Here is a 14,829-nt window from a genome sequence, read left to right as displayed (position 1 = left end):
GGATCACGACCGGGCCAGGACCTGCTGAACCGACGGCTACGGCAGCAGCTTGACGACGGCGTCCCACAGGGCGTCCGCCACCGCGCGCTTGGACCCGGCGGCCTGCCCGACCACGTCGCCGGCCCCGTCGAGGACCGTGACCTCGTTGCTGTCCGTACCGAACCCGCGACCGGAGCCGACGGCGTTGACCGCGATCAGGTCGGCGCCCTTGCGCCGCGCCTTGGCGCGACCGTGCTCCAGCACGCTCCCGGAGGCGTCGCCCGTCTCCGCGGCGAAGCCCACCACGACCTGGCCGGCCCGCAGCCGCTCGTGCGCGAGCTCGGCGAGGATGTCCGGGTTCTCGACCAGCTCGATCGGCGCGGGACCCTGCCCCGGCACCTTCTTGATCTTCGCGTCGGGCGTGGCGGCCGGCCGGAAGTCGGCGACCGCGGCGGCCATCACCACCACGTCCGCCTCCGCTCCGGCGGAACGCACTGCGTCACGCAGCTCGGCGGTGGACTCGACCTGCACGACGGCGCAGGGCCGCTCGCCGAACCGCACCTGGTCGGTCACGTCCTGTGCGAGGTTGGCCGCGACCAGGGTCACCTGCGCCCCGCGCGCCGCGGCCGCCTGCGCGAGCGCGACGCCCTGCCTGCCGCTCGACCGGTTGCCGATGTATCGCACCGGGTCGATCGGCTCCCTGGTGCCGCCGGCGGAGACCACCACGCGCCGCCCGGACAGGTCCTGCGGCGCCGGCGGGGTACCGACCGGACCCACCGGCGACGGACCGACCTGGGCGAGCGCCTCGCGCGCGATGTCCTCGGGCTCGGGTAGCCGGCCCGGCCCGGTGTCGACACCGGTCAGCCGGCCCGACGCCGGCTCGATCACGTGCACGCCCCGCTCCCGGAGCGTGGCCACGTTCGCCCGCGTCGCGGGGTGGTCCCACATCTCGGTGTGCATCGCCGGGGCGAGCACGACCGGGCAGCGCGCGGCGAGGAGCGTCGTGGTCAGCAGGTCGTCGGCGAGGCCGAGCGCCGCGCGTGCCATGAAGTCGGCGGTCGCCGGCGCGACGATCACCAGGTCGGCGCCCTTGCCCAGCGCCACGTGCTGCACACCGGGCACGTCGTCGAACACCTCGGTGCTGACGGGCTCGCCCGACAGCGCCTCGAACGTCGGGGCACCCACGAACTCGAGGGCCGCCCGCGTGGGGACGACCCGTACGGCGTGCCCCTGCTCACGCAGGAGGCGCAGCAGGAGCACCGCCTTGTACGCGGCGATCCCCCCGCTCACGCCGAGGAGGATCCTCATCGGTGGTCGCCCTCCGACCCTCAGGCCGGGAAGTCGGGCAGCGGCTGCTCTGCCTTCGCGGCCGCGGCGGCGTCGGCCTGCGCCTGCACCTCCGCCGGGTCGACCTCCTCGATCGTGAGGAGGCCCTGGGTGATCTCGCGCATCGCGATGGAGAGCGGCTTCTCCTGGTTGCGGGTCTCGACGAGCGGACCCACGTTCTCCAGCAGGCCCTCGTTGAGCTGCGAGTAGTAGGCGTTGATCTGACGGGCACGCATGGACGCGTACAGCACGAGGCCGTACTTCGAGTCGATGCGCTCGAGCAGCTCGTCGATCGGCGGGTCGGTGATGCCCTCGGGGGCTGCGACGGTTCCGGCCATGATGAAGCTCCAGAAGTCTTGGGTGGGTGGGAAAGTCCGAAGGAAGAGTCTACCTGCTCCGTCGCTCGGAGGCGTCGGGCGAGACGCCCGTCCTATCCGGCGACGGGCGTGGTGGAGCCCACACCCATGACGGAGACCAGCTCGTCGGTGGCACGGTGGACGTTGTCGTTCACGATCGTGACGTCGAACTCCTTCTCCGCCGCGAGCTCGACCCGGGCGGTGGCGAGCCGGCGCTCGCGCTCCTCGGAGTCCTCCGTGCCGCGCCCCACGAGCCGGCGCACCAGCTCGTCGAAGCTCGGCGGCGCGAGGAAGACGAACCGGGCCTCCAGACCCGAGGCCGCCACCGCGTCACGCACCTGGCGCGCGCCCTGGAGGTCGATCTCCAGGAGGACGGGCACCCCGGCGGCGAGCTTCTCCTCGACGGGCCGGCGTGGCGTTCCATAGCGGTTGCGACCGTGCACCACTGCCCATTCGAGCATCTCACCGGCGGCGACCATACGGTCGAACTCCTCCGGCGAGACGAACAGGTAGTGCACTCCGTCCACCTCGCCCGGGCGCGGCGACCGGGTGGTCGCCGACACGGACAGCCAGACTTGCGGATAACGGTCCCGCACATCGGCGGAGACCGTGCCCTTGCCCACTGCTGTGGGGCCTGCGAGCACGGTCAGCCGTGCAGGTTGTGTCGTACTGATCTCAGCCAAACCTCTCGATGAGCGCCGCCGACTGGTGCGGTCCGAGGCCTCGGACGCGGCGGGTCTCGGCGATCCCTATCTCTTCCATGATCACCTTGGCCTTAACCTTACCGACCCCCGGCAGCGACTCGAGCATGTCGACGACCTTGAGCTTGCCCACGACGTCGTCCTGCTGCCCCTGCTCGATGACCTCCTTGACGGACCCCTGCGAGTGCTTGAGCTTGTTCTTGATCTCTGCCCGCGCGCGCCGTGCCTCGGCTGCCTTCTCGAGTGCTGCCGCACGCTGCTCGGGTGTGAGGGGAGGTAGTGCCACGCAAGTCACCTACTCGTGTCTCGACCGGTCTCCTGGCTCGGACGTCCGGTCCTCGCTCGAGCCCGATGCCCGAGTCCGTGACCTGGTCCGCGACCGGTCTGGTGTGAACTGCTGCATCGAAAGTAGCCATCGGGTCAGTGGTCGGCAATCGCAGAACGCCACTTCGTGAAAATTCATGCAGACGTTCGATTAGTCATTTAGTACATATCGCACGAAAAGGCCCTCATGAGCGACGGTGAAGGACACGCTGGGCCGGAACCGGGCCGGAGATCTTCGGACGGCCCGCCCGTCTTCATGGCCCTCACCAGGGGGCACGTCCTGGCTCCGTCCTGGCTCCGTCGTGGGTCCGTCGTGGGTCCGTCGTGCCGCCGTCGCAGCCCGCACCTGACGCACGACGAGCCGGTCGCCATGACCGACCATTGACGCCGCGTCGACCCTGACCGTAATGTCCATCGACTGACACCGATGTCATGGCCAGAGGAGCGCCGCGTGCCCCGAAGCAGCAGCCCGACGAACCGCCTCGCCTCGCTCACCGCGACCCTGACCGCCGTGGTCGCCGCGTCCGCCGCCCTCGCCGCCGGGGTGCTCGCCGGCCCGCCACCCGCCATGGCCCAGGACCCACCGGGGCCGGGCGACCGCTCGACCTGGGTCGGTACCTGGTCGGCCGCGCCCAACGGCGGCGCCGGTAGCGACGGGTACGCGGGGTTCACGATCCGCAACCTCGTGCACACCAGCGTCGGCGGCGACCGCGTCCGGGTGAAGCTGTCCAACGCGTTCGGCACCGAGCCGGTCCTGGTGGAGCACACCACCGTCGGTCTGCAGCGGCTGCCCGGGTCGGCGGACGTCGCGGAGGGCACGCTGCGCGACGTCACCTTCGACGGCGCGGAGGAGGTCACCATCCCCGCGGGGGCCGAGATCTACAGCGACTCGGTCGCGCTGCGCCTCGGCGCGGCGGCCGACCTCTTCGTGACCACGTTCACGCCGGAGCCCTCGGGGCCGGTGACCTACCACGCGGAAGGCCTCGCCACGTCGTACTTCGCCACCGACGGGACGGACCATGCCGCCGCCCTGGACGGGAGCGCGCTGACGGAGACCACGACGGCGCTGCACTACGTGACGGAGGTCGACGTCGAGCCGGGCCGGAGCCCCGGTGCCGTGGTCACCCTCGGGGACTCGATCACCGACGGGGTGGGCTCCCGGCGCGACATGAACCGCCGCTACCCCGACGTGCTCGCCGAACGGCTCCGGGCGGAGGGCGGCGACCTCGCACGGATCGGCGTGCTCAACGCGGGCATCAGCGGGAACCGGGTGCTGCTCGACGGTGCGGGGGTGCGCGCGACCGAACGCGTCGAGCGTGACGTGCTCCGGCGGGCCGGCGCCGGCAGCGTGATCGTCCTGCTGGGGATCAACGACATCCAGCAGGACCCGCACCAGCTCGACCCCGACAAGATCATCGCGGGACTGCGCCAGATCGCACGGGACTCCCGTGCCGCGGGGCTGACGGTGATCGGCGGGACCATCACGCCGTTCAAGGGCTGGTACAGCTACAGCCCGGAGCAGGAGGCCACCCGGCAGGCCGTCAACGAGTGGATCCGGACCAGCGACGAGCTGGACGCCGTGGTCGACTTCGACGAGACGATCCGTGATCCCGAGGACCCCCAGCGGATGCTGCCGCGCTACGACAGCGGCGACCACCTCCACCCGGGCGAGGCGGGCCTGGCGGCGATGGCGGGGGCCGTGGACCTCTCGCTGCTGGGCACACCGGGCACGGTGCTGCCCGGCGAGCCCGCGCCGGTGGAGCGCTCGACCAGCGTCGCGAGCACCCCGGAGTCCGCCGTGGCCGTCGCCGGACGGCCCGCGGAGGTCGGCTTCCGCGTCCGGGCGGTCGTCCAGAAGCCGGGTGCCGTCGAGGGCACGCTGACCACCGTCGTCGACGGCGACCGCACCGTGACCCCGTTCGAGACGACGAGCGAGGGCCGCCTGACCCAGGTGGACCTCGAGCCGACGGTCCGGCTGCCCGGCGACGCGGGGCCCGGCACCCGGACGGTCCGGTTCGAGGTCGCGGTGGACGGGGCAGGCCGCGCCGCCACGACCTCGAGGATCGAGGTCGTCGCCGTCGGCTGCGCGCAGGACGACGACGTCTGCCCGGTCGGTCTCGACCACGACCACGACTCGATCGCGAGCGCCGCCGACGACAGCGACGGGAACTTCGACGGGCAGGGCTGGAGCTACGCGGCGGAGACGCTGCCGTCCCCCGGGCCCGCTCTGCTGGCCGGGACGGCCTACGAGTTCCCGAGCGGCGCCGACGGTGACGACAACACCGTCACGGCGGACGGCCGGACGGTCGACCTCCCCGACCTGAGGTCGGACCGCCTGCACGTGCTGGCGGCGGCAGCGAACGGCTCGGTGGACGAGATCGCGACCGTGACGTACACCGACGGCAGCACGGAGACGGTCTCGTTCGCCTTCAGCGACTGGGCCCAGGCCGCCGGGAGCGGCGAGCGGGTCGCCGTGCACGCCCCCTACCGGCTGCGCGCCGGTGCGGGACCTGACGGCCCCGCCGTCAGCATCTTCAGCCGCGCGAGCGACCTCGACCCGTCCCGGACGGCCGCCACCCTCACCCTGCCGGACGAGTCGAGGCTGAAGATCTTCGCCGTCACCCTGGAGCAGGCCCCCGGGTAGGGGAGGTCGCGCGCGAGGCGCGGTCGGCGCTCAGGACCGCAGCGCCGCCAGCGCCTCGCGCGCCGCGGCATGCGCCGCGCGCAGCAGCGCGTCCGGGTCCGGCCCGGCGGCGAGCACCGCGCGGGACGACGACGCGAGCACGTTGTGCCGCGCGGCGCCGAACGTCGTGGCGAGCTCGCGCTCCCCCGCGCCCTGGGCGCCGACCCCCGGGGCGAGCAGCGGACCGTTCACCGCGGCCAGGTCGGTCCCCGTGGCTCGGACGGCGTCGCCGATCGTCGCGCCCACCACGAGCCCTACCGAGCCCATGGGCTCGGCCCCCGCGTTGAGCACCGCGGCACGTGCGGCCATGAGTGCCGCAACGGTGCCGGCCCCCGCGTCGCCCGGGGCGGCCTCGGGGACACCGGCGCGCGCGTGCTGCACCTCGAAGCCCTCCTTGTTGGAGGTGAGGCAGAGCACGAACAGCCCACGGCCGGTGGCGGCAGCCAGCTCGACCGCGGGCTGCAGGGAGCCGAAGCCGAGGTACGGCGAGACCGTGAGGGCGTCCCCGGCGAGCGGCGAGCCGTCCGCGAGGAACGCCTCGGCGTAGGCGCCCATCGTCGAGCCGATATCGCCGCGCTTGGCGTCCACGATCGTCAGCGTGCCCGTGCCGCCCGTGCCGCCCGTGCCTCCGGGACCACCCGTGCCGCCGGGACCCGAGGCCCCGGCGGCCGCGATGACCTCCTCCAGCACCGCGAGACCCCGCGAGCCGTGCCGCTCGAAGAACGCCGACTGCGGCTTGAACGCCGCGACCTTGCCGCCGAGCGCGTCGACCACCCGCAGGGAGAACTCCCGCAGACCGTTGACGTCGTCGGGCAGGCCCCAGGCCCGCAGGAGCGACGCGTGCGGGTCGATGCCCACGCACAGGGGGCCGTGGTCGTCCATCGCCGCGGCGAGCCGTGCGCCGAAGGGCGGCCTCGGGGCAGGCGACGGCGCCGCAGGCTCACCGCCGCTCATGCGTGCGCCGCCGCCGGCGTCCCCGTGGCGGACGCTTCCGCGGCCACCTCGGCCTGCGCCAGCCGGACCGCCGTCGCCACCTGGTGCTCCTGCAGGCTCGCGACCTCGAACGGTCCTGCGAGCACCGCCTCGATGCCCTGCACGGCCGCGGCGAGCTGGTCCACCGTGGTCGCGATGGGCTTGTCCGCCGCCGTCGTGGCCGCCCGGATCTCGTAGCCGTCCGCGCGGGCGCCCTGGCCGGACGGCGAGTTCACCACGAGGTCGATCTGCCCCTCGGTGATGAGCCCCACGACCGTGAGCTCGCCGTCCGGCCCGCGGCCCTCGGTGTGCTTGCGTACCACCGTGGCCTCGATGCCGTTGCGACGCAGCACCGTGGCCGTGCCCTCGGTCGCCAGGACCTTGAACCCGAGCTCCACGAGGCGCTTGACCGGGAAGACGACGTGGCGCTTGTCGCTGTCCGCCACCGACACGAACACCGTGCCGGACGTGGGCAGCCCGCCGAACGCCGCCGCCTGCGACTTCGCGAACGCGTGGGGGAAGTCCTTGTCGAAGCCCATGACCTCGCCCGTGGAACGCATCTCCGGGCCGAGCACCGAGTCGACGACCAGGCCCTCACGCGTGCGGAACCGCTTGAACGGCAGCACCGCCTCCTTGACCGCGAGCGGCGCGCCCAGGTCGAGCGTCGCGCCGTCGTGCTCGGGGAGCAGGCCCTCGGCCCGCAGGTCGGCGATGGAGTCGCCCACCATCACGCGCGCCGCGGCCTTGGCCAGGGGCGTACCCGTCGCCTTGGAGACGAACGGCACGGTCCGCGACGCGCGGGGGTTGGCCTCCAGGACGTACAGCACGTCGCTCACGAGCGCGTACTGCACGTTGAGCAGGCCGCGCACACCCACGCCGCGCGCGATGGCCTCGGTCGACCGGCGGATGCGGGCGATCTCGCTCTCGCTCAGCGACACCGGGGGCAGCACGCACGCCGAGTCGCCCGAGTGGATGCCCGCCTCCTCGATGTGCTCCATGACGCCGCCGAGGAACATCTCCTCGCCGTCGAACAGGGCGTCGACGTCGATCTCCATCGCGTCGTCGAGGAAGCGGTCGATGAGCAGCGGCGCGGCCAGCGTGCCGTGCGTGCCGTTCCGGGCGGCGCTCTCCGCGCCATCGGCGAGCGCGCGCTCGACGTACCCCGTGAGCTGGTCCTCGCTGTAGACGATCTCCATGCCGCGGCCGCCCAGCACGTACGACGGCCGCACGAGCACCGGGTAGCCGATGCGGTCGGCGATCTCACGCGCCTGGCCCAGGGAGCGGGCCGTGCCGAAGGCCGGTGCGGGCAGGCCCGCGTCCATCAGGACCTGGCCGAAGATGCCCCGGTCCTCCGCCGCGTCGATCGCCTCGGGGCTGGTGCCGAGGATCGGCAGCCCCGCCTCGGCGAGGCGGCGCGCGAGGCCCAGCGGCGTCTGCCCGCCGAGCTGCACGATGATGCCCTTGACAGGCCCCGCCGCGAGCTCCGCCTGGTAGACCTCGAGGACGTCCTCGAAGGTCAGCGGCTCGAAGTACAGCCGGTCGGCGGTGTCGTAGTCCGTCGACACGGTCTCCGGGTTGCAGTTGACCATGACGGTCTCGTACGTGTCCTTCAGCGCCAGGGTGGCGTGGACGCACGAGTAGTCGAACTCGATGCCCTGACCGATGCGGTTGGGTCCGGAGCCGAGGATGATCACGGCCTCGCGCTCGCGGGGCGCCACCTCCGTCTCGGAGTCGTAGCTCGAGTAGTGGTACGGCGTCCTGGCCTCGAACTCGGCCGCGCAGGTGTCCACGGTCTTGTAGACCGGGCGGACGCCCAGGGCGTGCCGCACCTCGCGGACCGTGACCTCGCCCGAGGAGCCCATGCCGCGCAGGCGGGCGATCTGGGCGTCGGACAGGCCGTGCCGCTTGGCGTGCCGCAGGACGTCCTGCGTGAGGGTCGGTGACGCGGCCACCTCGGCCGCCACCTCGTTGACGAGCTGGATCTGGTCGAGGTACCAGGGATCGATCTTGGTCGCGTCGAAGACTCGCTCGAGGGTGGTGTCGCCCGTCGCCACGGCGCGCAGCGCCTGCTGCACCTGGACGAGCCGCTGCTCGGTCGGGCGCTCGATCTCCTTCAGGAGAGTCGCCAGCTCGTCGCCCGACGGGACATCGCCGTCCCAGTGGAACTGCACACCGCCCTTGTCGATCGAGCGCAGGGCCTTGCCGAGCGCCTCGGTGAAGTTGCGGCCCAGCGCCATCGCCTCGCCCACGGACTTCATGGTGGTGGTCAGCGTGTCGTCGGCGGCGGGGAACTTCTCGAACGCGAACCGCGGGACCTTGACCACCACGTAGTCGAGCGTGGGCTCGAAGCTGGCCGGGGTGACCTTGGTGATGTCGTTCGGGATCTCGTCCAGCGTGTAGCCGACGGCGAGCTTGGCGGCGATCTTCGCGATCGGGAAGCCGGTCGCCTTCGAGGCCAGCGCCGAGGAACGGGACACGCGAGGGTTCATCTCGATGACGATGACGCGCCCGTCGTCCGGGTCGATGGCGAACTGGATGTTGCAGCCGCCCGTGTCGACGCCGACCTCGCGGATCACGGCGATGCCGATGTCACGCAGCTTCTGGTACTCGCGGTCGGTGAGCGTCATGGCGGGCGCCACGGTGACGGAGTCGCCGGTGTGCACACCCACGGGGTCGACGTTCTCGATGGAGCACACGACCACGACGTTGTCGTCCTTGTCGCGCATGAGCTCCAGCTCGTACTCCTTCCACCCCAGGATGGACTCCTCCAGGAGCACCTCCGTGGTGGGCGAGTAGTGCAGGCCCTGGCCGACGATGCGGCGCAGGTCCGCCTCGTCGTAGGCGAGGCCGGAGCCGAGCCCGCCCATGGTGAACGACGGGCGCACGACCATGGGGTAGCCGAGGATCTCCGCGGCCTTCAGGGCCTCGTCGATGGTGTGCACGATCTCGGAGCGGGCGGACTCGCCGCCGCACTTCTCGACGACGTCCTTGAACTGCTGGCGGTCCTCGCCCTTCTGGATGGCGGGGATGTTGGCGCCGATCAGCTCGACGCCGTACTTCTCCAGCACTCCCGCCTCGTCGAGCGCGATGGCGGCGTTGAGCGCCGTCTGACCGCCCAGGGTGGGCAGCAGCGCGTCGGGGCGCTCCTTGGCGATGATCGTGGTGAGGACCTCGGTCGTGATGGGCTCCACGTACGTGGCGTCCGCGAACTCGGGGTCGGTCATGATCGTGGCCGGGTTGGAGTTGACCAGGATGACCCGCAGGCCCTCCTCGCGCAGCACGCGGCAGGCCTGGGTGCCGGAGTAGTCGAACTCGCAGGCCTGGCCGATGACGATCGGGCCGGACCCGATGACGAGGACCGAGGAGAGGTCGGAACGGCGAGGCATCAGTGGTTCTCCTCGGTGTTGATCTGAGCGGTGGTGCTCTGAGCGGTGGTGCTCTGAGGGGTGGCGGTCTGGGTCTTGAGGGCGGGCGGCCACGCCGACGGGTCGGTCAGCAGGCCGACGAAGCGGTCGAACAGGTAGGCGGCGTCGTGCGGGCCGGCAGCCGCCTCCGGGTGGTACTGGACCGAGAAGGCGGGCAGGTCGAGGCAGGTCAGTCCCTCGACCACGCGGTCGTTCAGGCCGACGTGGGAGACGATGACGCGGCCGTAGCGGCCGCCGTCGTGGGGCGCGGCCGAGCCGGACTCGTCCAGCGGCGCGTCGACGGCGAAGCCGTGGTTGTGCGCGGTGACCTCCACCTTCGCGGTGGTGCGGTCGAGCACCGGCTGGTTGATGCCGCGGTGCCCGTAGCCGAGCTTGTAGGTGCCGTAGCCCAGCGCCCGCCCCAGGAGCTGGTTGCCGAAGCAGATGCCGAAGAACGGGATCCTGCGGTCCAGGACGGCGCGCAGGAGCTCGACCTCGTGGCCGGCGGCACCCGGGTCACCCGGGCCGTTGGAGAAGAACACTCCGCCGGGGGTCCCGTCGGTGGGCAGGGCCGCCTCGAGGTCGGCGATGGTCGAGGACTGCGGCACGACGACGACGCGCACCCCGCGCTCGGCCAGACGCACCGGCGTCATGGTCTTGATGCCGAGGTCGACCGCGACGACGGTGGCGACCGGGGGCTTGCCCTCGAACGCTCCCCTCGGCTCGACCGTGTACGGCTCGGTCGTGGAGACCTCCCTGGCCAGGTCGGCGCCGGCCATCTGCGGGGACGCCTGCACCTGGGCGACGAGCTCCTCGACGGGCCGCGGGTAGCCGCCGCGGACCAGGTCGTCACCGGAGAAGATGCCCGCGCGCATCACGCCCTCCTCGCGCAGGCGACGGGTCAGGGCACGGGTGTCGACGTCGGAGATGCCGACGATCCCCTGCTGGGCGAGCTCCTCGCCGAGCGAGTGCTGCGCGCGCCAGCTCGACACGCGCCGCGCGGGGTCGCGGACCACGTAGCCGGAGACCCAGATCTGCCCGGACTCCGGATCCTCGTCGTTGACGCCGGTGTTACCGATGTGCGGGGCCGTCATGACGACGATCTGCCGGTGGTACGACGGGTCGGTCAGCGTCTCCTGGTAGCCGGTCATACCGGTGGAGAACACGATCTCGCCGAACGTGGTGCCGGTGGCTCCGTACGCCCGGCCGCGGTACGTGGTGCCGTCCTCGAGGACCAGTGCTGCGGACGTTTCTGCGGACGTCTGTGCCGACGTCTGTGCGGGTGTCATCGGGATGGTCACCGGGCCTCCTGCTGGTGCGGGTCCTGCTGGTGCGGATGCTGCGGGTCCTGCTGGAACTGCTGGGCGTGCTGGTCGTGCTGGGCGTGCTGGTCCTGCTGGGCGTGCGGCCGCGACGGGGTGGGCTGCTGGGCGGCGAGGAGGTGCCGGACGGCGTCGACGAGGCCGCCGCGGTCCTGGGCACGGCGCGTGCGCAGTCCGGTGTCGACGAGGGCCGGCGCGACGTCGTCGGCCTCCGGTACCGCCCAGGTGACGACGACGAGGCCGTCCGTGCCGACGTACTTGCCCGCCATGCCGGGGGCGAGGCTCGCGCTGCGGATCGCGTGCACGGGGACCCACAGGTCCTCGGTGCCGTCGCGCTCGACCAGGACGCCGCCGTCGTGCACGGACACGAGCGCCGCCGACCGGTCGCCCAGGCCGTGCGCGCCGACGCGCGCGAGCCAGTCGCCGTGCAGCGTCGTGGACACGTAGACCGCCTCGAGAGGGCCGAACCGCACGGGGCCCACGGCGTCGGGACCGGGGACCCCGGGCGGCCGGGGTACCAGGGTGGTGGTGCGCTGGGCGAGCCGGCGCCTGCCGATGAGGGTCACGTACAGCACCAGGAAGATCGCGAGGGCGACCAGCAGGGCGACGGCGAGGATCTTCATCGGGCGGCCCCTTCGAGGGGTGCGCCGGCTGCGGTGCCGTCGAGACCCGTGCCGTCGAGACCCGTGCCGTCCACGACCGCGCCGTCGAGAACCGTGGCCCGGCCGCGCAGGAACGTCGCGACCACGCGACCCGGCAGCTCCATGCCGGCGAACGGCGTGTTGTCGCTGGCCGTGACCTGGGTGCGGCCCTCGATCGTGCGGGTGGCGCCCGGGTCGACCAGCGTGACGTTGGCGGGCTCCCCCACCGCCAGGGGGCGGCCCTGGCTCCCCGTGATCCGGCCGATGCGTGCCGGGTTCTCCGACAGCACGCGGGCGACGTCGGCCCAGGTCATGCGACCCGTGTCGACCATGGTCTGCTGCACGACGGACAGCGCGGTCTCCAGGCCGGTCATGCCGAAAGCGGCCGACGACCACTCGCAGTCCTTGTCCTCGACCGGGTGGGGCGCGTGGTCGGTCGCCACGATGTCGATGGTGCCGTCGGCCAGGCCCTCGCGGACCGCCTCGACGTCCTTCGCGGTACGCAGCGGCGGGTTCACCTTGAACACCGGGTCGTAGTCGCGGGCGAGATCGTCCGTGAGGACCAGGTGGTGCGGCGTCACCTCGGCGGTGACGTCGATCCCTCGGCCCTTGGCCCAGCGGATGATCTCCACCGAGCCGGCGGTGGACAGGTGGCACACGTGCAGACGCGAGCCGACGTGCTCGGCCAGCAGCACGTCACGCGCGATGATCGACTCCTCGGCCACGGCGGGCCAGCCCGTCAGGCCGATCTGCGCGGAGACGACGCCCTCGTTCATCTGGGCGCCCTCGGTCAGGCGCGGCTCCTGCGCGTGCTGGGCCACGACGCCGTCGAACGCCTTGACGTACTCCAGCGCGCGGCGCATCAGCACCGGGTCGTGCACACACTTGCCGTCGTCGGAGAACACCCGGACACGGGCGCCGGAGTCCGCCATGGCGCCCAGCTCCGCGAGCTTCTCGCCGCCCAGGCCGACGGTCACGGCGCCGACCGGGTGCACGTCCACCCAGCCGGCCTCCTGGCCGAGGCGGTACACCTGCTCGACGACACCCGCGGTGTCCTGCGTCGGCGTGGTGTTCGCCATGGCGTGCACGGCGGTGAAGCCGCCGGCCGCGGCGGCCCGCGTGCCGGAGAACACCGTCTCGGCGTCCTCCCGGCCGGGCTCGCGCAGGTGCGTGTGCAGGTCGACCAGCCCGGGCAGCAGCACGAGGCCGTCCCCGTCGACCGTCCCGTCGCCCGCCGAGACCTCGACGGCCCCCTCGGGCACCTCGACCGTCCCGGCCGCGCCCAGGGCGGCGATCACGCCGTCCGCGAGCACGACGTCGACCGGGTCCTTGCCGTAGGGACGTACCCCACGCAGGACATAGGCCGCAGGTTCTGGGGTGCTCACAGGGCATTCCTCTCGTCGGTGCTGGTCTTGCCGGTGCTGGTCTTGCCGGTGCTGGTCTTCTCGGTGCTCGCGCTGTCGTCGCCGGAGAGCAGCAGGTACAGGGCGGCCATCCGCACGGCCACGCCGTTCGCCACCTGCTCCACGATCACGGAGCGGGGGTGGTCGGCCGCCGCGGCCGAGATCTCCAGGCCGCGGTTCATGGGCCCGGGGTGCATCACGATCGCGTGGTCGGGCAGCACGGCGAGACGACGGGCGTCGAACCCGAACTTCCGGCTGTACTCCATCGGGCTCGGGAAGAACGACCCCGATCCCCCGGACATCCGCTCACGCTGCACCCGCAGCATCATGACCCCATCGGGCTGCCACTGCTCGAGCGTCTCGTCCAGGTGGTACGAGACCCGGCACGGCCAGGCCTCGACCCCCACCGGGACCAGCGTGGGCGGCGCGACCAGCGTCACCTCGGCGCCGAGGGTGTGCAACAGGTACACGTTCGAGCGAGCCACGCGCGAGTGCAGCACGTCGCCCACGATCGCGATCCGCAGCCCCGACAGGTCGGCACCCACCGAGGTGTCGGTGCCCTGCCTGCCCCCGGGGCCGGGGGTGCCGACGTTGCCTACCAGGTGGCGGCGGATCGTGAACGCGTCCAGCAGGGCCTGCGTGGGGTGCTGGTGCATGCCGTCACCGGCGTTCAGCACCCCCGCGTCGAGCCAGCCCGCGTGCGCCAGCTGGTGCGCGGCACCCGAGGCCGAGTGGCGCACCACCACGGCGTCGGCGCCCATGGCGTGCAGCGTGAGGGCCGTGTCCTTCAGGGACTCGCCCTTGGAGACGCTCGACCCCTTGGCCGAGAAGTTGATGACGTCGGCCGACAGCCGCTTGGCCGCCGTCTCGAACGAGATCCGGGTACGCGTGGAGTCCTCGTAGAACAGGTTCACCACGGTGCGCCCGCGCAGCGTGGGCAGCTTCTTGTTCTCCCGGGACTGCGTGGCGGCCATCTGCGCCGAGGTGTCCAGCAGCAGGATCGCGTCGTCCTTGGACAGGCCCTGGGTGGTCAGCAGGTGCTTCACCGCGCACCCCCGCTCTCGCCGGCTGTGCCTGTCGGAGCTGTGCCTGTCGGGGCTGTGCCCGTCGGGGTCGCGCTGATCACCACGGCGTCCACACCGCCGTCGACGTCCGCCAGCCGGACCCGCACACGCTCGCTGCGCGACGTGGGCAGGTTCTTGCCCACGTAGTCCGCGCGGATAGGGAGCTCGCGGTGACCACGGTCCACCAGGGCTGCGAGCTGCACCACCCGTGGGCGGCCCAGGTCGTTCAGGGCGTCGAGCGCGGCGCGGATGGTGCGGCCGGAGAACAGGACGTCATCCACCAGGACCACGACCTTGTCGTCGATGGTGCCGTCGAGGCTGCCCGGCAGGACCGTCTGCCCGACGGCGCGCGTGGGCTGGCGGCGCAGGTCGTCGCGGTACATCGTCACGTCGAGCGTGCCGTACTCGCCGCCGAAGGAGGGCTCGATCTGCGCCAGGCGCTCGGCCAGCCTGTCGGCCAGCTGCACGCCGCGCGTCGGGATGCCCAGCAGGAGGACGTCGGCGGCACCCTTGTTCCGCTCCACGATCTCGTGGGCGATGCGGGTCAGCGCCCGGGCGATATCGGCCTCACCGAGCACCGTCCGTTCGGCGACGACGCCGGGGTGGGCACTGGATTCGGGCATGCGGCTGCCAGGATTCATCTGGCGACCTCCT

Annotated in this window: 12 protein-coding genes; 1 reads left to right on the top strand and 11 read right to left on the bottom strand. The window is 72.4% G+C overall.

What is annotated here, in order from left to right; genetic code table 11:
• Positions 1-36 precede the first annotated feature (36 nt).
• From coaBC to mihF, 4 genes are all read right to left on the bottom strand, one after another.
• Complete coding sequence (coaBC, locus tag ACYVK7_RS13655) at positions 37-1,287, bottom strand: bifunctional phosphopantothenoylcysteine decarboxylase/phosphopantothenate--cysteine ligase CoaBC (protein WP_460888266.1); 1,251 nt, start codon at positions 1,285-1,287, stop codon at positions 37-39.
• A 20-nt stretch (positions 1,288-1,307) separates the two neighbouring features.
• Positions 1,308-1,643 (bottom strand): DNA-directed RNA polymerase subunit omega, encoded by a 336-nt coding sequence (gene rpoZ, locus ACYVK7_RS13650; RefSeq protein WP_357508611.1) that lies wholly within the window; start codon positions 1,641-1,643, stop codon positions 1,308-1,310.
• A 92-nt stretch (positions 1,644-1,735) separates the two neighbouring features.
• On the bottom strand, positions 1,736-2,335 hold the full coding sequence (gmk, locus tag ACYVK7_RS13645) for a guanylate kinase (protein ID WP_460888369.1): 600 nt from the start codon (positions 2,333-2,335) through the stop codon (positions 1,736-1,738).
• Position 2,336: 1 nt separating this feature from the next.
• A complete protein-coding gene (mihF, locus tag ACYVK7_RS13640; RefSeq protein ID WP_460888265.1) occupies positions 2,337-2,648 on the bottom strand; it encodes an integration host factor, actinobacterial type in 312 nt (103 codons plus the stop codon).
• A 489-nt stretch (positions 2,649-3,137) separates the two neighbouring features.
• Between mihF and ACYVK7_RS13635 the strand changes: the two genes are divergently transcribed.
• A complete protein-coding gene (locus ACYVK7_RS13635) occupies positions 3,138-5,330 on the top strand; it encodes an SGNH/GDSL hydrolase family protein (RefSeq protein ID WP_460888264.1) in 2,193 nt (730 codons plus the stop codon).
• Positions 5,331-5,360: 30 nt separating this feature from the next.
• Here the strand turns inward: ACYVK7_RS13635 and pyrF are convergent, their stop codons facing one another.
• Genes pyrF through pyrR form a run of 7 tightly spaced genes read right to left on the bottom strand, consistent with a single transcriptional unit; the run spans position 5,361 to position 14,798 of the window.
• Positions 5,361-6,323, bottom strand: coding sequence for an orotidine-5'-phosphate decarboxylase (gene pyrF / locus ACYVK7_RS13630; RefSeq protein ID WP_460888263.1), 963 nt, complete (start codon positions 6,321-6,323; stop codon positions 5,361-5,363).
• Positions 6,320-9,727, bottom strand: coding sequence for a carbamoyl-phosphate synthase large subunit (gene carB, locus ACYVK7_RS13625; RefSeq protein ID WP_460888262.1), 3,408 nt, complete (start codon positions 9,725-9,727; stop codon positions 6,320-6,322). Before carB ends, pyrF begins: the two co-directional genes overlap by 4 nt.
• Positions 9,727-11,034, bottom strand: coding sequence for a glutamine-hydrolyzing carbamoyl-phosphate synthase small subunit (gene carA, locus ACYVK7_RS13620; RefSeq protein ID WP_460888368.1), 1,308 nt, complete (start codon positions 11,032-11,034; stop codon positions 9,727-9,729). Before carA ends, carB begins: the two co-directional genes overlap by 1 nt.
• Before the next feature lie 8 nt (positions 11,035-11,042).
• Positions 11,043-11,690 carry a PH-like domain-containing protein gene (locus tag ACYVK7_RS13615; RefSeq protein WP_460888261.1) on the bottom strand — a complete coding sequence of 216 codons (648 nt, stop codon included), beginning with the start codon at positions 11,688-11,690 and terminating at the stop codon, positions 11,043-11,045.
• Positions 11,687-13,093, bottom strand: a complete 1,407-nt coding sequence (locus ACYVK7_RS13610; RefSeq protein ID WP_460888260.1) for a dihydroorotase — start codon at positions 13,091-13,093, stop codon at positions 11,687-11,689. The genes ACYVK7_RS13615 and ACYVK7_RS13610 overlap by 4 nt, the downstream gene beginning before the upstream one ends.
• Positions 13,090-14,157 (bottom strand): aspartate carbamoyltransferase catalytic subunit, encoded by a 1,068-nt coding sequence (locus ACYVK7_RS13605; RefSeq protein ID WP_460888259.1) that lies wholly within the window; start codon positions 14,155-14,157, stop codon positions 13,090-13,092. Before ACYVK7_RS13605 ends, ACYVK7_RS13610 begins: the two co-directional genes overlap by 4 nt.
• The gene (pyrR, locus tag ACYVK7_RS13600) at positions 14,154-14,798 is read right to left on the bottom strand and encodes a bifunctional pyr operon transcriptional regulator/uracil phosphoribosyltransferase PyrR (RefSeq protein WP_460888258.1); all 645 of its coding nucleotides are present in this window, start codon (positions 14,796-14,798) and stop codon (positions 14,154-14,156) included. Before pyrR ends, ACYVK7_RS13605 begins: the two co-directional genes overlap by 4 nt.
• Positions 14,799-14,829: the final 31 nt, after the last annotated feature.

The organism is Promicromonospora xylanilytica (assembly GCF_054782895.1).
Note: the sequence above shows the minus strand (reverse complement) of the source record. Positions and strands in the feature narration are given on the sequence as shown.